This window comes from Rhizobium subbaraonis, assembly GCF_900220975.1.
Taxonomy (GTDB): Bacteria; Pseudomonadota; Alphaproteobacteria; order Rhizobiales; family Rhizobiaceae; genus Mycoplana; species Mycoplana subbaraonis.
The window spans coordinates 305,898-327,667 of sequence record NZ_OBQD01000002.1 but is presented as its reverse complement, the minus strand read 5'-3'; the positions used below and the strand labels follow the sequence as shown (position 1 = coordinate 327,667).

The following is a 21,770-nucleotide window of genomic DNA, read 5'->3' as shown; positions in this document are numbered from 1 at the left end:
AACGGCTGAGAGACAATGCGGTTGCGGCGGATACGGGCAGGATACGGAGTGCTATGGTTTCGATCGCTCTCAAGCGAATTACGAAGGATTTTGCGAAGAAGCGCGTCCTGGACGATGTTTCGTTGCAGGTCGAAAACGGAGAGTTCGTCGCCATTCTTGGACCGTCCGGTTGCGGCAAGACCACCATGCTGCGGCTGATCGCCGGGTTCGAGCAGATGAATTCCGGCACGATCCATTTCAATGACGAAATCATCGCTTCGCCGGAAAAAAATCTGCCGCCGGAAAAGCGCAATGTCGGCATCGTTTTCCAGAACTATGCGCTGTGGCCACATATGAATGTCGAGCAGAATGTCGGCTATGCGCTGAAGATCGCCGGTGTGTCTTCCGACGAACGACGCAGGCGGAGCCTTGATGCGCTCGCCACCGTCGCCATGGAAAATTTCGCCGGGCGGGCGCCGGCCGATCTCTCCGGCGGCCAGCGGCAGCGCGTGGCGCTCGCCCGCTGCCTGGCGGCAAATCCCTCCGTCATGCTGCTCGACGAGCCGCTTGCAAATCTCGACGTCCATCTGCGCGCCTCGATGGAACGCGAGTTCTCCGATTTCCATCGTCGCACCCGTGCGACGATGATCTACATCACGCATGACCAGTCGGAAGCGATGGCGCTGGCGGACAGGATCGCGGTGATGGACGGCGGCCGTGTCATGCAGTTCGCGCGCCCGCACGAGCTTTACCGCGAGCCGCGGAACGAGATGGTGGCGCGCTTCATCGGCAATGGCCTTGTGCTGCCGGTTGCCGATCTTCAGCGCGGTCGTGCCGATGGAACGGTCAATGTCGATATTTTCGGTCACCGCAGCGAAGTGCGCGCTCGCAAGGATCAGGCAAGGCTCGCCGGTGCGAGCATCGGCGTGCATCCGGACGATCTGAAGCTGGCCGACAGCCCCGCCGAAGGTTTTGCCGCCGAAGTGGAGCGCATCACCTATCGCGGCAGCCATGTGCAGGTCCATTTTCGTCCGCGCCACGCGCCGGATCTGTCGCTCAGTCTGCACGCTTCTCACGATCGACGCGTCTCGGCGGGCGACACGATTTCAGTTTGCGTCGGCGATGGCTGGGTCATCCCCGAGGCGGCTTGACCTCCACCTTTTCCAACATCCAATCAAGGAACATCTCATGCGTCTTCTCTCCACCCTCGCGCTCGTCCTCATGGCGGGGACGGCAAGCGCCGAAACGATCACGCTCTACACCTCCCAGTCTCCGGAAATCGCACAGCAGACCGTCGATGCCTTCCAGGCAAAGTACCCGGACATCAAGGTCGAGTGGACCCGCAACGGCACCAGCCAGCTGCTCAACATCCTGCGCGCCGAAATCACGGCCGGTGACGTCAAGCCGGACGTGCTGCTGGTTGCCGACACGATCAATCTCGGTCAGCTCAAGGCGGAGGGCCGTCTGATGGCCTATCCGGAAGCCAAGGTCGACGGTTACGACGCCGGCACCTACGACAAGGACAAGACCTTCTTCGGCACTAAGATCATCTCCACCGGCATCGCCTACAACACGCAGACCGCTCAGCCGGTCGAGACCTGGAACGACCTTCTCGTCGAAGCCAACAAGGGCCAGATCGCCGTTCCGAGCCCGCTCTATTCGGGCGCGGCTCTCAACCACCTGCACAGCGTCATCGACGTCGACACCATCGGCTGGGATTTCTACAAGAAACTTGCCGAACTCGACATCGCGCCTGAAGGCGGCAACGGCCCGGCGCTCAAGGCTGTCGCAAGCGGGCTTGCCAAGTACGGCATCATCGCCGATGCCGACGTGATCCGCGCCAAGGCCAGCGGTTCGCCGGTCGACCTGATCTTTCCGAAGGATGGCGTGTCCTTCATCACCGAGCCGGTCGCCATCATGTCCACGGCGAAGGAGCCGGAAGCCGCCAAGCGTTTCGTCGACTTCCTCCTGTCCAAGGAAGGCCAGGAACTGGTCGCCAAGCAGGGCAACCTGCCGATCGACGCATCGGTAGCGCCGCCTGCCGGTTTCCCGAAGCTCTCCGAGATCAAGCTCCTGCCGATGGATGCCGACAAGGCCGTCAAGAACGACCAGGACGTGCGCAAGCAGTTCACGGACGTCTTCGGCGGCTGATCCATGACAGATATCGCGGCTGTGATGCCAAGGGAGCGCCGGCCTGCGCCGGCGTTCCGCCTTGGTCCCGAAACGCTCACGCTCGGCATTCTCGCCATCTTCGTGGCAACGATCTCGCTGGCACCGCTCGGCCGTCTGGCGCTGACCGCCATCGCCCCGGATGGCACGCTCGATCTCGCCGGTACATGGAGCGTCCTTGCGCGGCCGCGTGTCTTCACGGCGGCGATGAATTCTCTTTACGTGGCTCTGGCGTCGACGCTGCTTGCCGTCGTGCTGGGCAGTGTCGCAGCCCTTCTGACGGTGCATGGCAATATACGCTTCAAGGCCGCATGGGTTTTCGGTTTCGTCCTGCCGCTGATGATCCCGCCGCAGGTCACGGCACTTGCCTGGGTGCAGGCCTTTTCGCCGACCAGCCCGGTCCTCGGCCTTTTTGGCCTGGCCATGACACCCGGTGCGCGGCATCCGTTGTTCTCGGCCGGTGGCATCATCTTCCTACTCGGTATCTACAATGCACCGCTGGTGTTTCTCACCGTGCGTGCGGCGCTGCGCCGACTGCCGGCCAACCTTGCCGAAGCCGCCCGCGCATCGGGCGCCGGAAACCTCCAGCTCATCTTTACGGTGCTGCTTCCGCTTGCCCGGGCCGGTATCTTCGCCGGTGCGGCCATCGCCTTCGTCTCGGCGATCGGCAATTTCGGCATTCAGGCAATGCTCGGCATTCCCGCCCGCTTTCCGACCCTCATCACCCTGATCTACCAGCAGCTGAACAGCTATGGCCCGTCCGGACTGTCCGACATGGCGGCGTTGTCCATGCTGCTGTCGCTGATTACGGTGATCGCGCTTGGCCTCAGCAACTGGCTCGGCGGCCGAGGCGACGTGCGCGTGGAGGAGGGTGGGCGACCGGCGGAAATAGGCCTTGGACGCTGGAAAATGCCGGTGGAGGCCGGCGCATGGCTCTACCTGGCGGCGACCTTGCTGCTACCGCTCTCCGCCCTCTTCGCCACCTCGCTGGTGAAGGGTTTCGGGCAGCAGCTCGGCTGGGACACGCTGACGCTGACCAACTACGTCAATGCGCTGTTCCATCACGCCTCCATCCGGGACGCGTTTGCGACGAGTCTCCTTCTGACCGTGACCGCCGTCCTGCTCCTCAGCGTCATTTCGCTTGTGCTGGCCTATTTCATCAGCTGGAAGAAGGGCGCCCTCGTGCGGCTGATTCAGATGGCGGCCGAGCTTTCCTATGTCCTGCCGGGGATTGTTCTCGGCGTCGCCATGATCCTGTTCTTCCTTCGTCCATTGCCGCTTGTGGGCTTCAGCATCTATGGCACGGTCTGGATCATTCTGGCCGCCTACCTCTCCAACTTCCTGGCGCTGTCGCTGCGCCCGCTGCTGGGCGGGTTCTCCCAGATCGACCGGTCGCTCGAAGATGCGGCGCGCGTGGCCGGCGCCGGCTTCTTCCAGCGCATGCGAGACATCATCCTGCCGATGCTGGCGCCTGCCGTCATCGCCGGTGGCATCATCGTCTTCATGTCGGCGCTCAACGAAATCCAGGTGTCGATCCTGCTCGTATCCTCCAGCGCGCGCACCATCGGTCCGATGATCGTCTTCCTCGAGGAAGGTGGCTCCTCGACGCTTGCCGCAGCAGTCGGCTGCCTGATGATCCTGATCGTCCTTGCGCTGATGGGAATCGCCTCGCTATTTGCCGGTCGCCTGCCGAAGGGAGCGCTGCCATGGCGCGATTGACGGCAATCAGTGGGTTGGGCGGCAAGCTTCCCGCTGCCTTCCTGCTGGAAGTGGGCAAAAAGCGCCTGTTGCTCGATCTGGGCGAGGGGCCGGAGCCGGGCGTTTTTCCTGACGTGAGTGATCTGGGCGAGATCGATGCGATCTGCCTGTCGCATGCCCATGTCGATCACGCCGGCGCGCTGCATCTGGCCGAAAGAATCGGCAATCCACCGCTCTATGCGACACGCACCACGTTCCGGCAGATCGGCATCGACCCTTTTGTCGATGAGCGCTGTCGTCTCCTGCCGGAACAGGGGCAGACGAGCGTGGAAACAGTTCCCGTGTCCGTCGGACGCTGCGGTCATGCACCGGGCGGCATCTGGCTTCATTTCGCCATGGACGGCGGTGTTCTCTATACAGGCGACTGGAGCATGGAATCGCAGCTCCTGCCGTTCGACATGCCCCCGCAGGCCGAGCTCATCGTTACCGATGCCTCCTACGGCGACAGGCAGACGAGCCTTTGCGACCAGATCGACGCCATTGCCGCCTTCGCGGGACAGGGCGCGGTGCTGCCGGTTCCCTCGAGCGGGCGTGGGCCGGAAATGGCGCTTGCCCTTGCCGCGCGTGGGCTGCCAGTGAAGGTCGACGCACAGATACGCAATGAAATTGCGTGCCTTGCGGAAATGGCCGAGACGCTCGGAGCGCAGATGCGGGATAGGCTCAAGGGCCTGCTTTGTGACCTGCCGGAGATGAGCGAAGCGGACTGGCGGCCGTCCGACATTCTCATCGTCACCGAAGCAAACGGGGAGGCGGGCGCCGCCGCGAACCTTGTGGCGAGAATCGACGAAGGTTTCCGTTTCATTTTTTCAAGCCATGTCCCGCATGGCACGCCGGCGGAGCGGCTGATTGGCGAAGGGAGGGCGGTCTGGTTCGGCTGGAACGTTCATCCCCGGCTTGACGATGTGCTTCATCTGGCGGACATGACCGGTGCACGCCGTGTCATGCCGGTCTTCGTCGGGCCGAAGGCCATGACGCTTCTGGCCGAGAGACTGGGGGACCGCCTCGTGCTCGACACATCCGTCGAGACCTATGCTCACCAATCCCTGAACCATGGAAATGCCGCATGAACGTAAAGCCGCACACCGCCAACCTCACCGAAGAACAGGAAGACGAGCTTGCCGTTCTCTTTCCCGTGCTGGAACAAACCGGCTCGCACGGACTGACATTGTTCATCGGCAACAGGGTCGCAGCAGAAAATCCTGTTCTCCTGCAGGCGAAAAACATCACCTCGACAATGAACCTCGCGGTCAATATCGAGATCGCGCCGCTCTCGCTGCCGGACGGCACGCGTGTTCGCCGCACGCATATCGGACTGATCGACGGGCCAGGCAACACCCCCGAACACCTGCTGGCGGCCGCCTTTGCAATCTCAGGTATCGTCGAACAGGAGAGCCCGGGAAAACCGCACTATCCGGCGCACCGTCGCGGCAATCTTCTGGTTCACTGCCGGGGAGGGCGGAGCCGTTCCGCAACGGCGATCGCACTGTATTTGCACATGTATCATGCCGATCGGTTCGAAACGATCGAGGCCGCCGTCGACCATGTCAGGCGCGCGCGGGGGCTGGACACGACCCAGCCGCAGCCCGCCATGCTTGAGATGGCGCGAGCCGCATGCGGGATGATCGCCGCGTTTCGCCGGCGAGACGCTTTTTGACGAGGCGAACTGCTGGCCATCAGTTCAGAAAGTCTCCCGATGCTTTTTTAGGCCGGGCTAACGCCAACGGAGGTCGCGTCCTGAAAGTGATGTGGCTTGCTGCTGTCCCGCCCGCGACGCCAGTGGACCTTCAGGCCCTAAGATCAGCGCCCGGTTTGCTCTCATGGGCGGCGGCCCGGACGGCTCATCTCAAGCGGCATCGGAGAAGACGAGGTGGCTGGATGGGTCGGCAAGCGCCAGGAAAGCGAGAAGGTCCTCGCGCGAAAGCGCTGCGCATCCCGCCGTCGGCGTGTAGCCGGGTCGGGCGATATGCAGGAAAACCGCACTGCCCGCACCCGGGACTGGCGGATCGTCATTGTGACCCAGCACGACAACGATGTCGTAGATATCGTCCTCCATCCAGAGTTCTTCGTGGCTTGCCGCAAAGGGCAGCCTTATCTGCCGATTGTATTCCGGGTGCGAAGGAGCGTCACACCAGCCGTCCAGGCGGTCAATGGCAGACACGGGAAAGGGGGACGCCGGCTGGGCGATCCTGTCGGCGCGGTAGAAAACCCGGCGGATCGGCCAGCGCCCGATCGGGCTCGCGCCGTCGCCTTCGACCTTCTCTCTTGCCGCGCGCAACCCGCCACGGCCGATGGCGCAGCGCCAGCGCTTATCTCCATACGTCGCCTGCCAGCCATCTCCGTCACGGGATACGATCAGATCCAACTCCAAACTCCTTCCTTGAACTTGCGCCGCCCCCCGACCAGCGACCTGGGGAGGCCGCCGCAGTCGTGCCATACCGCCCCTTCGCTCGGGACCGATCGCCTGGGTATGGGGTCAGCGCGTACCAGCATCCTGATGGTGGGGTTCACCGGTCGGAATGTCGCCGGCCAGCATCGGTCTTTCGCATTTCCCGGATGCGGATCGGGCCGGGGAGCTGCCGAATCAAAAGTATCTTATAGAGAGGATCCGGATTGGAGAAATCTCCTCGGTCGTTCCCGCCCAGCCATTCGCCAGAGAAGTATGCTCTCCTCGCGATCGGCAAAAAGTGCGCCACGCGGTTGGCCATTCCCCGCCGGATGTTGATTGCCTTTCCGACTGCGGCGATAGTTCGCATCTATCGAAATTACAGAATTTATCTATTTCATTTATGGGGGTCGCCTGTCTATGTTGCGCCGCGAAGGCGAGCTTTCGCTTTGCAGCAATTCGTACAGGAGATCCCTATGTCCGTCCTCAACACCACCATCAAGCCATTCAAGGCGCAGGCCTTCAAGCAGGGCAAATTCATCGAAGTGACCGAAGCCGATATCCAGGGCAAGTGGGCGATCTTCTTCTTCTATCCGGCCGACTTCACCTTCGTCTGCCCCACCGAGCTTGGCGACCTTGCCGATCACTACGGCGAACTGCAGCGTCTCGGCGTGGAGGTGTTCTCCGTCTCGACGGACACGCATTTCTCCCACAAGGGCTGGCACGACGCCTCCGAAACGATCGGCAAGATCGAATATGCCATGATCGGCGATCCGACCGGCACGATCACCCGGAACTTCGAAGTGATGCGTGAAGGCGAAGGCCTTGCCGACCGCGGCACCTTCATCGTCGATCCGGACGGCGTGATCCAGGCCATGGAAATCACCGCAGAAGGCATCGGCCGCAACGCTGCCGACCTGCTGCGCAAGGTCAAGGCCGCGCAGTACGTGCGCGCGCATCCGGGCGAAGTCTGCCCGGCCAAGTGGGAAGAGGGCGAAAAGACGCTTGCCCCCTCGCTGCACCTCGTCGGCAAGATCTGACGCAACGCCATGAACGAACAGCCGCCCCGACCATTCGGGGCGGCGAGCCAAACTTGCCGTGCCTCCTCCCAAGACCGCGGCCGCGATATTCCTGAATTCCCGGAGTACCAGATGCTCGACGACAATCTCAAAGCCCAGCTCAAAGCCTATCTCGAAAAGCTCGTCCGGCCAGTCGAGATCGTCGCCTCGACCGACGACAGCGCGAAGTCCGGCGAGATGATCGCGCTGCTGGACGATCTGGTCGCCCTCAGCGACAAGATCACCGTAAGCCGGCGCAGCGGCGACGGCGAGCGTGCGCCATCCTTCGCCCTGAACAGCCCCGGCCACGATATCAGCTTGCGTTTTGCCGGCATTCCGCTCGGGCATGAGTTCACCTCGCTGGTGCTGGCGTTGCTGCAGGTCGGCGGGCATCCACCGCGCACAGAGCAGGCGATCATCGACCAGATCCGCGAGCTCGACGGCGACCTGACCTTCGAGACCTATTTTTCGCTGTCGTGCCAGAACTGCCCGGATGTGGTGCAGGCACTGAACCTGATGGCCGTGCTCAACCCGCGCATCAAGCACGTGGCGATCGATGGCGGCGTCTTCCCGGCCGAAGTCGAAAGCCGCCAGGTGATGTCTGTCCCGACCGTCTATCTCAATGGCGAGATCTTTGCGCAGGGCCGGATGGAGATCGAGGAGATCGTTGCGAAGCTCGACACCAATTCGGCCGCGCGGGCGGCGGAGAAGCTCAACGAGCGCGAGCCTTACGACGTGCTCGTGATCGGCGGTGGCCCGGCGGGCGCGGCGGCCGCGATCTATGCGGCACGCAAGGGCATCCGCACCGGAATTGCCGCGGAGCGTTTCGGCGGCCAGGTGCTAGACACGATGGCGATCGAGAATTTCATCTCCGTGCGCCACACCGAAGGCCCGCAACTGGCAACCTCGCTCGAGGCGCATGTGAAGGATTACGACGTCGACGTCATGAACCTGCAGCGCGCCGAAAAGCTGGTGCCGGGAACGGATCATGTTGCGGTCGAACTCGCCAACGGCGCCACGCTGCGCTCCAAGACCGTGATCCTCTCCACCGGCGCCCGCTGGCGGCAGATGGGCGTTCCCGGTGAGGACCAGTACCGCAACAAGGGTGTTGCCTACTGCCCGCATTGCGACGGGCCGCTGTTCAAGGGCAAGCGCGTCGCGGTGATCGGTGGCGGCAATTCCGGCGTGGAGGCTGCGATCGATCTCGCCAACATCGTCAGCCATGTGACGCTGATCGAGTTCGACGGCAAGCTGCGCGCGGACGACGTGCTGCAGCGCAAGCTTCGCAGCCTGCCGAACGTCGATGTTCTGCTCAATGCCAGGACGTCGGAGGTTCTGGGCGACGGCAAGAAGGTCACCGGCCTCGTCTACGAGAACAGGATTGCCGGCCAGCGCCACACGCTTTCGCTCGAAGGGATCTTCGTGCAGATCGGCCTCTTGCCGAACACCGAGTGGCTGAAGGGGACGGTGGAGCTTTCCTCGCGCGGCGAGGTTGTCATCGACCATTCCGGCCAGACGTCTGTGCCCGGCGTGTTTGCGGCAGGCGACTGCACCACGGTTCCCTACAAGCAGATCGTCATTGCGGTCGGGGAAGGGGCGAAGGCATCGCTCTCGGCGTTCGATCACCTGATGCGGACTTCGGCGCCGGATACGGACAACGCCAAGGCCGCGTGATCGATCGGCGCGCCAACCCTTGGACGCGGCGCTTAGCTGTATGAACGGTCGCGCTCGGCGCCCGCCGGACCGGATCCTGCGGGCGCGCCTGCGTGCGAAGGAATGATGCTGCCATGACCCTGCGCGAGCTGGAATATCTCATCGCCCTTGCCGACCACCGGCATTTCGGCCGGGCGGCCGAGGTCTGCCGGGTCAGCCAGCCGACGCTTTCGACGCAGATCCGCAAGCTGGAGGACCATCTCGGAGCGGCGTTGATCGAACGCACCCCGCGTTCGGTCATGCTGACCCCGTTCGGCCGCGATGCCGTGGCGCGGGCGCGGTGCATCATGGGGGAGGTCGAGGAAATGCGGCGGGCAGCACTGAGCTGCCGCAACCCGGAGATGGGATCGCTTCGGCTCGGAATCTTCCCGACGCTCGGGCCCTATCTGCTGCCGCACGTCGTGCCCCGCCTGCGGGAGCGCTATCCGCAGCTCGAACTCCTCCTTCTGGAGGAGAAGAGCGAGAACCTGCTTGCGCGCCTGCGCGAAGGCAAGCTCGACGCGGCCGTGTTGGCGCTGCCGCTCGAGGATGAGCGGCTGCAGGTGGAGTTTCTGTTCGAGGAACAATTCCTGCTGGCCGTGCCGGCGAGGCACGCGTTGGCGCGCCGCGATACGCTCGCGCTGAACGAACTCGGCGGCTACGACCTGATGCTGCTGGAGGAGGGGCATTGCCTGCGGGACCAGGCGCTCGACGTGTGCCGCGTCTCGGGTGCAGCCGAGCGGGCGTCGTTCCGCGCTACCAGCCTTGAGACATTGCGCCAGATGGTCGGGGCGGAGGTGGGGATGACTTTGCTTCCCGAGCTCGCCACCCGCAGCCCCGCGTCGGCGCAGATAAGCCTGTTGCGGTTCAGCGATCCGGCGCCGAGCCGGCGTCTGGCGCTATGCTGGCGCCGCAGCTCGGCGATGAGCCATTTCCTGAAGCAGATGGCGGCGCTGCTCCGCGATGTTTCCGCAGAGCTTCTTTCTGATGGTGAGCACAACCCCACCTGAAACGCCGGCAGGTTTAGCCGGCACTCTCCCGCCGTGCGAGCTTGCCCTCCTCTGCCTTGTAGAAATACTGGCTGGCAACGAGCCAGCCCTTCAGCGGCCGCAGGGGCGGAATGCAGGTCAGAAGCATGAATGGCGCAGTGACCAGCAAGTGCACCCAAAGGGCTGGCGAGAAGGTGACCTCCAGCCACACGCCGAGCAGCACGCTGGGAACACAGGCAAAGCAGATCACGAAGAACGCCGGCCCGTCGGCCGGGTCGGCGAAGGAATAGTCGAGCCCGCAGGCCTCGCAGGAGGGACGCAACGTCAAAAAGCCGTCGAACAGATGGCCTTCCCCGCAACGCGGACAACGGCCACGAACGCCGGTTTGCATCGGCGGCAGGGCGGGATATTGCATGGACATGATCGTATGTCTCCGTCAAATTTGAATGCATACTAACATATAATGAATGCATTCAAATCTGCGATAATGTCGCAGCGTGACCGGTGGCGGGCTAAGTCCGTCGGGTCAGAAGAACGATCCGGTCATCTCCGGCGGTCCCGCAAGCGCATGGGACATGAACCCGAGCGAACTGGCGAGGCGGTCGCGGCCGATCGGCCCGCCCAGGCACACGCGAACTGTTTCCGGCGCGGGGCCTTCGACCGTGAAGGCGTCGCTCGACACGACACCAAGGCCGGACGAGCGCATGTGTGCGGTGAAGTTCGACCGGTTCCAGCCATTTCTCAGCGTCAGCCAGATATTGAAGCTTTGGGGGGAGGCGCGATATGTTTCTGCCACCAGCAGGCTGGCTGCAATTTCCTGCCGGTGAGCGGCTTCGGTCCGGACAAATCGCAGCAGGTCGTCGGCCGTGCCGTCCTCGATCCAGCGCGTCAACAGCGCGATGTTCAAGGGCGAGGCCATGACGTTGGCGGCGCGCATGGCGGCGACGAAGGGCCAAGCCGCCTTCGTTGCCGGCGCTAAGACATAGGCAAGCCGGAGACCGGCGCCTATGGACTTGGACAGCCCGGCAATGTGCCAGGTGAGGTGCGGCGCGAAGGCGGCGAGCGGCGGAGGCGCATCGGGGGACACGAAACCATAGGCGTCGTCTTCCACGATCGGAATGCCGAAGCGGTCCGCAATGGCGGATATCGCTGCCCGGCGCGCGTCGGGCACCGTCAGCGTTGTCGGGTTCTGCAGCGTCGGATTAAGATAGAGGGCTTTGGGGGCTTTGTCCCGACACGCTGCTTCCAACGCATCGGGCAAGATGCCTTGTTCGTCCATTGGCAATCCCGCGATCTGCAGGCGCAACTGCGCGGCAATGGAGCGGATGCCGGGATAGGTGATCTGTTCCGACAGGATCGTCTCGCCGGGCTTTGTCAACGTGCCGACGACCGCCAGGAGCGCCGGATGCGCGCCTGGTGTGATGAAGATTCGCTCAGTCGGTGCGGAGACGCCGCGGCGGGTCAGCCACAGGGCCGCCGCCTCCTTGTCCATCGCGCCGCCCCCGAACTCCTGATAGCGCAGCAGCGGCACGAGATCGGCGGCGACCGCCCCAAGTCCCGCGCGCATCCGATCCAGCAAGCCGGGATCTTCCGGTTCCGGCGGCAGGTTCATCGAAAGGTCGGCGGCTGCGGCGCGACGAGGATCGGGATCGAAGGTGCCGATGTCGCCATGCCATCCCTTGTGCGGCGTGCGCCCGGTCACGAAGGTGCCCCGGCCGACCTGCGTATCGACCAGGCCGCGATTGCGTGCCTCGACGTAACCGCGCGCAACCGTGGTGAAGTCGATGTTCAGGCGGCGCGCAAGCTCGCGCTGCGGCGGCAGCCGGTCACCGGCTGCAAGCGTGCCCTCGCGCAGGTCCATCTCGATGAGATCGGCGATGGCAATGTAGCGCGGGCTGCTGCTGCGGGTGAGGTCGGGAAGCCAGTCGGTCATTGCTGCGCCCTTGGGTCGTGCCGTACAAATTGACTGTATATTGTTGCATCGCGCGGCTGTCATCCGCGAACTTGCCGCGCAGAAGGTCAGGGGAGGGGCACTGGCAAGTCCCGGCTATCGGGAAAGCCGGTTCTCGTCGTCGATGAGACGCAGGCGCGACGGGGCGCTGTCGCTCCAGGACCAGAGCACGAGGTTGAGATCGCTGGTCGTGGCGCCTGGGGCATAGCTGCGCACCAGCAGGCCGAAAAAGCCTTCCTGCGCAAGGCGTCGGGCGAAGCTCTGGGTACGGGCTTCGCCGACATGCCTCATCTGATCGCGCCATGTCGTATCGGCGAGGCTCGTGGCGTCCATGCCGAACGCTGCAAGCCCAGTTTCGTCGCGGCTGTCGAACACGTGGTCGATGTCAGCCTCGTAGGAGACCAGCGTCGTCGGCTGGAGATTTCCGACCTGGTTGGCTTCCCGAAGCGCAATCATGACGGAGAGCGAGGTGTACAGCGCGGGCACGCCCTTCGCATTGAACCGGCCGCCATACAAGGCGGCGCCGCGGCCGGAGAGCGGCTGGCGGGCATAGACCGGGTTCAATGCGCGATAGAGCATTCCGACGTAGTGCAAGGCTGCGATCCTAGGCGTGGATGCCGGCGTCGACCGCGTCGATATATTCCAGCACCTCGTCGGCACGGCCGCTCTGCACCAGTTGCATGGCCGTCTGCCCGGAAAATCCGGGCAGGGGCTCGGAGCGATACCAGGCATAGGCGATGAGGGCCGAGCCGAAGCGGACCTCGACCTTGTTGACGATCTCGATCATCTCGCGCAGGCGTCGCTGGGTCCGGTCAGACTTCACCCGGTCCTTGCGCTGGATGGCATCCCTGCCAAGGCCTGCCGTGCGCGCGACCTCTTCGCTTGTGGTGCGAAAGGCTTCCGCGATCTTGCGCGGAGCGAACAAACCGTTGTCCGCATACTGGGCGAGTCCCATCCGTTGCTCCTGCAATGTCTTTAATTCAGACGCAATGTAGCGTCAATTGGTGCGGCATTCAATATGGAGAGGGGTCGGATGATCGGTTCGCGGGGAGAACATGGCTGCAGCGGCCATGGTGGCACGCTTTGCTCGAAATGCTACCGCGCACCCAGTTTTCCCAAGAAAGGATCGCGGCTCGGCCGCTGTCAACGTCGCTTGATCCGTATGACGTAGACTTCCCCGCGGTCCTCCGGCGTCAAATACACCCGGGCGCCCCGCGGGATGTCGCCAATCCCGTCGAGCGCATGGCCCGCGAAACGCCGTTCCGCCAGTGTGGCCGTGGCATTGTTGTTGAAGACGATCAGCGTCTCGTCCGTCTCGCCGTCAATCGCGATCGATCGGTCGAAGACCAGCTGTTCGATCCGGTGTTCGAACTGTCCCCGCCGGGTCATGACGTTAAGATCGGTCGTTTCGCCGCTGACGATCGACGCCGTGACGTCCGCTTCGCCATCGAACGAATGAGGACCTGCCTCGCGGGTCAGCAGCGTGTCGCCATCGGCCGCGTGCAGGACGATACCGGCCCCCTTGAGAACCGCAATCGTGCGATCGACGCCCTCAAATCGCGAGAACGGGCCGGGCTCGTTCACGGTTGCCATGCTGACGCGCCAAAGGAACTCCGGATGGACGGCGGGGTCCGAGTAGACCGCGATTTCGCGTGTCACGCCGCCCCCGTTCTTCCAAGGGGTGGCCCGTTGATCCTCGTAGCGCAGAATTTTCACGGGGCTCCTCCGTCAGGACTGGCCCTCCGGCTGGAGGGCCTTCGTGCTCGCTCATCAGTTGCCGAGGATGCCCGGCAGGTGGAGACCCTTGTCCCTGGCGCAGTCAAGCGCGATATCGTAGCCGGCATCGGCGTGGCGCATGACGCCGGTCGCCGGGTCGTTCCACAACACGCGCTCCAGGCGCCTGGCCGCATCGTCGCTGCCGTCGGCGCAGATCACGACGCCGGAGTGCTGGGAAAAGCCCATACCGACGCCGCCGCCATGATGGAGCGAAACCCAAGTGGCGCCCGAGGCGGTGTTGAGCAGGGCGTTCAGCAGCGGCCAGTCGGATACGGCATCCGAGCCGTCCTTCATCGCTTCCGTTTCGCGGTTGGGCGAGGCGACGGAACCCGAATCGAGGTGGTCGCGGCCGATGACGATCGGGGCCGAAAGCTCCCCGCTCTTGACCATGTCGTTGAAGGCCAGCGCCAGGCGGTGGCGGTCGCCGAGGCCGACCCAGCAGATGCGCGCCGGCAGACCCTGGAAGGAAATCCGCTCTCGTGCCATGTCCAGCCAATTGTGCAGGTGCTTGTTGTCCGGCAGCAGTTCCTTCACCTTGGCATCGGTCTTGTAGATGTCCTGCGGATCGCCTGAAAGGGCGGCCCAGCGGAAGGGACCGATGCCGCGGCAGAACAGCGGGCGGATATAGGCCGGCACGAAGCCCGGGAAGGCGAACGCGTTTTCCAGGCCCTCGTCCTTCGCCACCTGGCGGATGTTGTTGCCGTAGTCGAGCGTGGGCACGCCGGCATCCCAGAAGGCGACCATGGCCTCGACATGCCTCTTCATTGAGGTGCGGGCGGCCGCCTCGACAGCCTTGGGATCGCTTTCGCGCTTGGCCTTTGCCTCTTCGACCGTCCAGCCGATCGGCAGATAGCCGTTGCGTGGATCGTGCGCGGAGGTCTGGTCGGTCACGATGTCAGGACGCGGCCCGCCAGCCTTCATGCGTTCGACCAGTTGCGGGAAGATTTCCGCGGCGTTACCGAGCAGGCCGACGGATTTGGCCTCGCCGGCCATCGTCCACTTGTCTATCAGGGCCAGCGCCTCGTCGAGCGTCTTCGCCTTTTCATCGACGTAGCGGGTGCGCAGGCGGAAATCGATGCGTGTCTCGTCGCACTCGACGGCCAGGCAGCAGGCGCCGGCCATCACAGCGGCGAGCGGCTGGGCGCCACCCATGCCCCCGAGGCCGCCGGTGAGGATCCACTTGCCCTTGAGATCGCCATTGTAGTGCTGGCGGCCCGCCTCGACGAAGGTCTCGTACGTGCCCTGCACGATGCCCTGCGTGCCGATGTAGATCCACGAACCGGCAGTCATCTGGCCGTACATGGCCAGCCCCTTCTTGTCCAATTCGTTGAAATGGTCCCAGGTGGCCCAGTGCGGCACGAGGTTGGAATTGGCGATGAGAACGCGCGGCGCATCCTTGTGCGTCCGGAACACGCCGACCGGTTTGCCGGACTGGACGAGAAGCGTCTCCTCCTCGGTCAACGTCTTCAGGGTCGCGACGATGCGGTCGAAATCCTCCCAGGTGCGGGCGGCGCGGCCGATCCCGCCATAGACGACCAGCTCATGCGGGTTCTCGGCGACATCCGGATCAAGATTGTTCATCAGCATGCGCAGCGGCGCTTCGGTCATCCAGCTCTTTGCGTTGAGCTCGTTTCCGCGCGGTGCGCGAACGTCGCGGATATTGTGGCGTGGGTTCGTCATGACGTCTTGCTCCAGAAATTATTTCGCAAGTTCGGGCGCCAGGCGCTCGATACCGGAAAGGATGTCCTTGAGATGGATGCGCAGGCGCGCAGCCTTGTTCGCTTCGTAAGCGAAAGGCGGTGCCTCGGTCGAAAGATGGGTGGATTGCGCCAGCTCCATCTGAATGGCATGAACGCCCAGTTCCGGTCGCCCGTAGTGCCGGGTCGTCCAGCCGCCCTTGAAGCGGCCGTTGAGAACGCTCGTGTAGCCGCTTGCAGCCGCCGTGACCTCGACGGCGGCGCGCTCGATCGCCGGATCACAGGTTGCGCCCTTGTCGGTGCCGATATTGAAATCGGCAAGCCTGCCCTCGAAGAGGAAGGGTATGTGCGAGCGGATGGAATGGCAGTCGTAGAGAATGGCTATGCCGTGGATCGCCCTGACCCGTTCGATCTCCGCCGCGAGCGCTGTGTGATAGGGGGCGTGGAAGGCCGCGGTCCGTGCGGCGATATCCTCCATCGTAGGCTCGGCGCCATCCCTCCAGATCGGCTTGCCGTCGAAATCCGTCTCCGGCACAAGGCCGGTCGTGTTCTGGCCCGGGTAGAGACTGGCGCCCGACGGGTCCCGGTTCGCATCGATGACGTAGCGATGAAACGTCGCCCGAACCGTTGTCACGTCGGCAAGCAGGCCGTCGTAAAGCTCGTGAATATGCCAGTCGGTATCGGCCAGTACCCGCCCGTTGTCGTTCAGGCGCTCCCAGATGTCCGGCGGGACCTGCGTTCCGGTATGCGGCAGTCCGAGAATGACCGGTGACGTGCCCTGTTTGACCTCGAAGCTCTCCATTCCCTCAACCCTCCAGTACCGGCAGGATGCCGTCGGAAATGGAGGCGGCGAGCGCGCCGGATGCAACGAGATTGGTCGCGGCGGCCAGGTCCGGCGCCATATAGCGGTCCCCTTCGAGCGTGGGGACCGCCGAACGCATCACCGCGACGGCCTTCTCCAGCTCCGGGCTGGTCTTGAGCGGCCCGCGCAGCTCGACGCCCTGCACGGCCGCCAGCGCCTCGATGCCGAGAATACCGAACAGGTTTTCCGTCATGGCCAGAATGCGGCGCGCACCGTGGCAGGCCATCGACACGTGGTCTTCCTGATTGGCGGAGGTCGGCGTCGAATCGACCGAGGCCGGATGCGACATCTGCTTGTTTTCGCTCATCAGGGCTGCCGAGGTGACTTCGGCGATCATCAGACCCGAGTTCAGGCCCGGCTTCTTCGACAGAAATGCCGGCAGGCCATAGGAAAGGGCGGGATCGACGAGAAGGGCGATACGCCGCTGCGCGATTGCGCCGATCTCGCATATGGCGAGCGCCATCTGGTCGGCGGCGAACGCCACTGGCTCCGCATGGAAATTGCCGCCCGAAACGACCTCATTGTCGGAGAGCACGAGCGGATTGTCAGTAACCGCATTGGCTTCGATTTCCAGTGTCCGGGCGACCGAGCGCAGAAGATCGAGGCAGGCGCCGTCGACTTGCGGCTGGCACCGGATGCAATAGGGGTCCTGTACCCGTTCGTCGCCCTCGATATGGCTTTCGCGGATCTCAGAGCCTTCGAGCAACCGGCGCAGGGCTGCGCCAGCGTCGATTTGGCCCCGGTGGCCGCGCAGGGCATGAATGTCGGGATGGAAGGGCGCAGACGAACCCATGGCCGCATCGGTGGACAGAGCACCGGTGACCAGCGCCGTCTGGGCTGCGCGATGGGCGCGGAACAGGCCGGCGAGCGCCAGCGCCGTCGAGGTTTGCGTGCCGTTGATCAGTGCGAGCCCTTCCTTGGCTGCCAGCACCACCGGCACCAACCCGGCCTGGTCCAGGGCCTGGCGGGAGGCCATACGCTCGCCATCGAAGAAGGCCTCGCCTTCGCCCATCATCGTCGCCGACATATGCGCCAGTGGCGCAAGGTCGCCCGAAGCGCCGACCGATCCCTTTTCCGGGATGACAGGGATGACGCCCCTCTCGAGCATCCCCTCGATGAGCCGGATAAGATCTATGCGGACGCCGGAAGCGCCGCGGCCGAGAGAAATGAGCTTCAGCGCCATGATCAGGCGCACGACGTTTTCCGGCAGCGGCGCACCTAGCCCGCAGCAATGCGACAGGATCAGGTTGCGTTGCAGGGCGGCGAGATCGGCGCTGTCGATCTTGATCGAGGCGAGCTTACCGAATCCGGTGTTAATACCGTAGACCGGCGCATTGCCGGAGGCGATCTCGGCGATCCGCGCCGCACCCTTCAGCACGGCGGCGTCGAAGGACGGGTCCAGCCTGGCCGAGCCGTTGTTCCAGTAGATGTCGGCGAGTTCGGCGAGTGTGACCCGACCGGGATGAAGGGTGATCGTCATCTTATACCTGTTGCCCTCGGAAGATGCGGGAATGGAGAGGATTGAAGCCGATGCGGTAGACGAGCTCCGCCGGCCGCTCGATGTTCCAGATCGCGAAATCGGCCGACTTTCCGACCTCCAGCGTGCCGATCTCGCCGAGAAGCCCAAGGGCGCGGGCCGCCTCGCGGGTCGCACCGGCAAGGCACTCGTCCACCGTCAGGCGGAACAGCGTCGCGGCCATGTTCATGGCGAGGAGCATCGAGGTCAGCGGAGACGTGCCGGGATTGCAATCAGTCGCGATCGCGATCGACGTGCCGGCGTCGCGGAGCAATTGCACCGGCGGCTTTTGCGTTTCGTTGATGGCGTAAAAGGCGCCGGGAAGCAGCACGGCGACGGTACCGGCCCGTGCCATCGCCTCTGCGCCCTCCGCATCCAGATATTCGACGTGGTCGGCTGATAGCGCGCCATAGGAGGCTGCCATTTTCGCCCCGCCGAGATTGGAGAGCTGCTCGGCATGCAGTTTCACCGGAATGCCGAGCGCCTTTGCCTTGTCGAAGACGACACGCATCTCATCCACGGAAAAAGCGATTCCCTCGCAAAAGCCGTCCACCGCATCAACGAGACCCTCCGCCTGTGCCTTCTCCATGCCGGGCAGCACAACACTGGTGATGTAGTCGCCATTGCGACCCTTGTATTCGACCGGTGTCGCATGCGCTGCGAGATACGACGTGACGACGCGGACCGGCCGGAGCTTTTCCAGGGTGCGTGCGGCGCGCAGCATGTTGAGCTCGCCTTCGATGGAAAGCCCGTATCCGGATTTGATCTCGACGGTCGAGACGCCTTCGGCAAGCAGGGTGTCCAGCCTTGGCAGGGTCGCCGCGACGAGGCCGTCTACGGAGAGCTCATTGGTCGCCTTGACGGAGGAGACGATGCCGCCGCCCGCGCGCGCCACCTCTTCATAGGTGGCGCCGGCAAGGCGCATCTCGAACTCCATCGCTCGGTCGCCGCCGAAGACGAGGTGCGTATGGCAGTCGATCAGCGCCGGCGTGATCCACCGACCGCCGCAATCGACGATCGCTAACTCCGCCTTCAAATCCTTGGGAAGATCGGACGCAGCACCGGCGAAGACGATCACGCCGTCCTTTGCGGCGAGCGCGCCCTGCTCGACGATTCCCATTCCTTCGGAGCCTTCTGCGAACGTCGCAAGGCGAGCGTTGGTCCAGAGGGTGACGCCGGGATGGCTGTTGGAAGTATCAGAGGAGATGTCGGCCAAGTTTTCGCTCCCGCACATCGATTGCGCCTTTCCTTGCGTCAAAACATGTATATACATATTAAGCGCCTGACAAGAGCAATTTTCGGCGTCATGTTCCGTCCGGGAATGGATTGCCGCAAGGGGAGATCGCACGACGATGACGAAATCAGCTGCCACGACGCTTCACGCGGCATCGGCGCTCTTGCCGGAAGGCTGGGCTTCCGACGTGCGCCTGACGATGGATGAGGATGCCGTTTCCGCCATCGAGATCGGCGTCGAGGCTGGGGCTTTCGATCAGCGCCACGCGGTTCTCGTTCCGGCCATGGGCAATCTGCACAGCCATGCCTTCCAGCGCGCGATGTCCGGTCTGACGGAGCTGCGCGGTCCGGCCGAAGACAGCTTCTGGAGCTGGCGCAACGTCATGTACCGCTTTGCGTTGAAGATGACGCCGGAGCAGGTCGAGGCGGTCGCCGCCGAACTCTACATGGAAATGCTCGAGGCCGGCTTCTGCCGCGTCGGCGAGTTCCACTACCTGCACCACGATCAGGACGGCAAGCCCTACGCCAACATCGCCGAGCTCGCGGAGCGTGTTGCCGCGGCAAGCGCGGATACGGGAATCGGCCTCACCCTTCTGCCGGTCTTCTACGCGCACTCCGGCTTCGGCGGCGCCGCACCGATCGACGGCCAGCGCCGCTTCATCAACTCGCTTGAAAGCTACAGCCGTCTGATGGAGGCCTGCCGCAAAATGCAGCCAGGTCTCGCCGGAATGCAACTCGGCATTGCTCCGCACAGCCTGCGGGCCGTCACGGCCGAGGAACTGACGGCCGTCCTGCCGCTGGCCGCCGGCGGGCCGGTCCATATCCATGTTGCCGAGCAGACGAAGGAAGTGGAAGACTGCATTGCCTGGTCCGGCGCCCGCCCCGTGGAATGGCTGCTTTCGAATGCGCCGGTCGATGAACGCTGGTGCCTGATCCATGCCACGCACCTGACGAAGAAGGAAACAGCCGATATGGCGGCGAGCGGGGCGGTGGCGGGACTTTGTCCGATCACCGAGGCCAATCTCGGCGACGGCACCTTCGCGGCACCCGATTTCCTGTCCAGCGGCGGCCGCTTCGGGATTGGATCGGATTCCAACGTGTTGATCTCGCTGCCTGCAGAGCTGCGGCAGCTCGAATATTCGCAACGCCTCTCGCTACGGGCCCGCAACGTCATCGCCGCGCCGAACGGTTCGACTGGCCGGCGCCTCTTCGAGGCGGCCGTAGCCGGCGCAGGCGCGGCACTGGCGTCGAGGACGGGGCTTGCGGTGGGCGCGCCGGCAGACATCGTCGCGCTCGATGCGTCGGGGGCGCCCTATCTCGCGGGAGACGAGCTGATCGACAACTGGATCTTCGGCGGCGACGTCGCCGTCGATACGGTCTGGGCCCGCGGAAAGCGGCAGGTCGTTGGCGGCAGGCACATCGCTCGCGGCGAAATCCGCAAGCGCTTCGTCGGCGCGATGCGGGCGCTGATGGCTGGCTGACGCCTGCCATCAGGGTCGCGCAACTTTGCCACCCGCTTCGCAGTTCCTATGCGGCACCAGTCAGGATCTTCTTCAGCCCGTTGACGTCGAGCGGCACGGGATTGCCGCCGGCGCACGGATCGGCGACGCCCATGGTCGCAACCTTGTCCACGTCGATTTCCGTCAGGCTCATGCCCGACAGCTTCTCAGGAATGGAGAGGTCACCGCGCAGTTCGACGATCCAGTCGACCACACCTGTCGCATCCTTGCGCGGCAGGTCGAGGAAACGGGCGAGCAATTCCAGCTTGTCTGCGATTGCAGGTGTGTTGAATTCGACCACATAGGGCATCAGCACGGCATTCAGCAGGCCGTGGTGGGCGTCGTGGAGCGCGCCGAGCGGGTGGGCGAGCGCGTGGATGGCGCCGAGGCCCTTCTGCAGGGCGACGCAGCCCATGCCCGACGCGATCAGCATCTGTCCGCGCGCCTCGAGGTCGTCACCATGATGAACGGCGACCGGAAGCCATTTGCGGATGAGACGTAGCGCATTGAGCGCGATACCTTCGGCCATCGGGTGGAAGGAGGGCGCGCTGAATGCTTCCAGCGCATGCGAGAGCGCGTCCATGCCGGTGGCGGCGGTGATGTGTGACGGCAGGCCGACGGTCAATTCCGGGTCCATCACGACGACGTCGGGCATCATGCGCGGATGGAAGACGATAACCTTGCGTTTTTCTGTCTCATGCGTGATCACTGAGGAGCGGCCGAGCTCCGAACCCGTCCCGGCGGTCGTCGGGATCGCGATCACGGGAACGAGGTTTTTCGTCTCGGCGCGCTTCCAGTTGTCGCCGATATCCTCCAGATCCCAGATCGGTACCGTCTGCCGCGCCATGAAGGCGATGGCCTTTGCCGCATCGAGCGCGCTGCCGCCGCCGATCGCGACCACCAGATCGTGATTTCCGCCGCGGAAAGCCGCAACGCCGTCAGCGACATTGCCGCCCGTCGGGTTGGGCTTGACGCCGGAATAGAGCGCGACCGGCAGGCCCGCGGATTTCAACGCTTCGACGGCGCGCTGAACCGGATAGAGATCCTTCAGGCCGGCATCGGTGACGACGAGCGGCCGGCTGCCGCCGAGTTCGCGAACCATTTCGCCGAGGCCGGCAATACGGCCGTTGCCGAAGCGTACGGCGGTCGGGAAACTCCAGTTGGTGGTTGTCGCGGGCGTATCGAGGGGCATGGCAGGAACCTTGTTT

The 21,770-nt window shown here is 64.1% G+C and carries 20 protein-coding genes; 9 read left to right on the top strand and 11 right to left on the bottom strand.

The genetic code is table 11. From position 1 onward, the window contains the following. Window positions 1-53 precede the first annotated feature (53 nt). From CRO48_RS03830 to CRO48_RS03810, 5 genes are read left to right on the top strand one after another with little or no spacing between them, the layout of a single operon-like run. Window positions 54-1,130, top strand: a complete 1,077-nt coding sequence (locus CRO48_RS03830; RefSeq protein ID WP_097136461.1) for an ABC transporter ATP-binding protein — start codon at window positions 54-56, stop codon at window positions 1,128-1,130. 37 nt (window positions 1,131-1,167) lie between these two features. Next, complete coding sequence (locus tag CRO48_RS03825) at window positions 1,168-2,130, top strand: ABC transporter substrate-binding protein (RefSeq protein ID WP_097136458.1); 963 nt, start codon at window positions 1,168-1,170, stop codon at window positions 2,128-2,130. A gap of 3 nt (window positions 2,131-2,133) precedes the next feature. Next, window positions 2,134-3,867, top strand: coding sequence for an ABC transporter permease (locus CRO48_RS03820; RefSeq protein WP_097136456.1), 1,734 nt, complete (start codon window positions 2,134-2,136; stop codon window positions 3,865-3,867). Beyond that, window positions 3,855-4,973 (top strand): MBL fold metallo-hydrolase, encoded by a 1,119-nt coding sequence (locus CRO48_RS03815; protein WP_097136454.1) that lies wholly within the window; start codon window positions 3,855-3,857, stop codon window positions 4,971-4,973. Before CRO48_RS03820 ends, CRO48_RS03815 begins: the two co-directional genes overlap by 13 nt. Beyond that, window positions 4,970-5,560 (top strand): dual specificity protein phosphatase family protein, encoded by a 591-nt coding sequence (locus CRO48_RS03810; protein ID WP_097136452.1) that lies wholly within the window; start codon window positions 4,970-4,972, stop codon window positions 5,558-5,560. The genes CRO48_RS03815 and CRO48_RS03810 overlap by 4 nt, the downstream gene beginning before the upstream one ends. Before the next feature lie 189 nt (window positions 5,561-5,749). On the opposite strand, the gene CRO48_RS03805 is transcribed toward CRO48_RS03810, so the two are convergent. Beyond that, window positions 5,750-6,268: a L,D-transpeptidase family protein gene (locus CRO48_RS03805; protein WP_097136449.1), complete on the bottom strand. Its 519-nt coding sequence runs from the start codon at window positions 6,266-6,268 to the stop codon at window positions 5,750-5,752. Between the two features lie 497 nt (window positions 6,269-6,765). Here CRO48_RS03805 and ahpC point away from each other — a divergent pair, with 497 nt between their 5' ends. The 3 genes from ahpC to CRO48_RS03785 all read left to right on the top strand — a co-directional run bounded on the left by ahpC (window position 6,766) and on the right by CRO48_RS03785 (window position 10,049). Continuing rightward, window positions 6,766-7,329, top strand: a complete 564-nt coding sequence (gene ahpC / locus CRO48_RS03795) for an alkyl hydroperoxide reductase subunit C (protein WP_097136444.1) — start codon at window positions 6,766-6,768, stop codon at window positions 7,327-7,329. 111 nt (window positions 7,330-7,440) lie between these two features. Further along, window positions 7,441-9,021, top strand: a complete 1,581-nt coding sequence (gene ahpF / locus CRO48_RS03790) for an alkyl hydroperoxide reductase subunit F (RefSeq protein ID WP_097136442.1) — start codon at window positions 7,441-7,443, stop codon at window positions 9,019-9,021. Window positions 9,022-9,134: 113 nt separating this feature from the next. Further along, window positions 9,135-10,049 (top strand): LysR substrate-binding domain-containing protein, encoded by a 915-nt coding sequence (locus CRO48_RS03785; protein WP_097136440.1) that lies wholly within the window; start codon window positions 9,135-9,137, stop codon window positions 10,047-10,049. A gap of 13 nt (window positions 10,050-10,062) precedes the next feature. Here CRO48_RS03785 and CRO48_RS03780 read toward each other — a convergent pair whose 3' ends face one another. The 9 genes from CRO48_RS03780 to hutI all read right to left on the bottom strand — a co-directional run bounded on the left by CRO48_RS03780 (window position 10,063) and on the right by hutI (window position 19,103). Continuing rightward, window positions 10,063-10,449: a DUF983 domain-containing protein gene (locus tag CRO48_RS03780; RefSeq protein ID WP_097136438.1), complete on the bottom strand. Its 387-nt coding sequence runs from the start codon at window positions 10,447-10,449 to the stop codon at window positions 10,063-10,065. Window positions 10,450-10,554: 105 nt separating this feature from the next. Further along, window positions 10,555-11,961: an aminotransferase-like domain-containing protein gene (locus CRO48_RS03775; RefSeq protein ID WP_097136436.1), complete on the bottom strand. Its 1,407-nt coding sequence runs from the start codon at window positions 11,959-11,961 to the stop codon at window positions 10,555-10,557. A 114-nt stretch (window positions 11,962-12,075) separates the two neighbouring features. Then, window positions 12,076-12,573: an RES family NAD+ phosphorylase gene (locus CRO48_RS03770; protein ID WP_097136434.1), complete on the bottom strand. Its 498-nt coding sequence runs from the start codon at window positions 12,571-12,573 to the stop codon at window positions 12,076-12,078. Between the two features lie 10 nt (window positions 12,574-12,583). Beyond that, window positions 12,584-12,934 (bottom strand): MbcA/ParS/Xre antitoxin family protein, encoded by a 351-nt coding sequence (locus tag CRO48_RS03765; RefSeq protein WP_097136432.1) that lies wholly within the window; start codon window positions 12,932-12,934, stop codon window positions 12,584-12,586. 188 nt (window positions 12,935-13,122) lie between these two features. Beyond that, on the bottom strand, window positions 13,123-13,695 hold the full coding sequence (locus tag CRO48_RS03760; protein ID WP_097136429.1) for a HutD/Ves family protein: 573 nt from the start codon (window positions 13,693-13,695) through the stop codon (window positions 13,123-13,125). 54 nt (window positions 13,696-13,749) lie between these two features. Beyond that, window positions 13,750-15,435 carry a urocanate hydratase gene (gene hutU / locus CRO48_RS03755; protein WP_097136427.1) on the bottom strand — a complete coding sequence of 562 codons (1,686 nt, stop codon included), beginning with the start codon at window positions 15,433-15,435 and terminating at the stop codon, window positions 13,750-13,752. Window positions 15,436-15,453: 18 nt separating this feature from the next. Then, entirely contained in the window at window positions 15,454-16,254 is an 801-nt protein-coding gene (gene hutG, locus CRO48_RS03750; protein ID WP_097136425.1) for an N-formylglutamate deformylase, read from the bottom strand. A 4-nt stretch (window positions 16,255-16,258) separates the two neighbouring features. Further along, window positions 16,259-17,794, bottom strand: a complete 1,536-nt coding sequence (gene hutH, locus CRO48_RS03745) for a histidine ammonia-lyase (protein WP_097136422.1) — start codon at window positions 17,792-17,794, stop codon at window positions 16,259-16,261. Window position 17,795: 1 nt separating this feature from the next. Continuing rightward, window positions 17,796-19,103 (bottom strand): imidazolonepropionase, encoded by a 1,308-nt coding sequence (gene hutI, locus CRO48_RS03740; protein ID WP_245423413.1) that lies wholly within the window; start codon window positions 19,101-19,103, stop codon window positions 17,796-17,798. 79 nt (window positions 19,104-19,182) lie between these two features. Here hutI and CRO48_RS03735 point away from each other — a divergent pair, with 79 nt between their 5' ends. Then, window positions 19,183-20,544 carry a formimidoylglutamate deiminase gene (locus CRO48_RS03735; RefSeq protein WP_097136417.1) on the top strand — a complete coding sequence of 454 codons (1,362 nt, stop codon included), beginning with the start codon at window positions 19,183-19,185 and terminating at the stop codon, window positions 20,542-20,544. Between the two features lie 46 nt (window positions 20,545-20,590). Here the strand turns inward: CRO48_RS03735 and CRO48_RS03730 are convergent, their stop codons facing one another. Beyond that, complete coding sequence (locus tag CRO48_RS03730; protein ID WP_097136415.1) at window positions 20,591-21,754, bottom strand: iron-containing alcohol dehydrogenase; 1,164 nt, start codon at window positions 21,752-21,754, stop codon at window positions 20,591-20,593. Window positions 21,755-21,770: the final 16 nt, after the last annotated feature.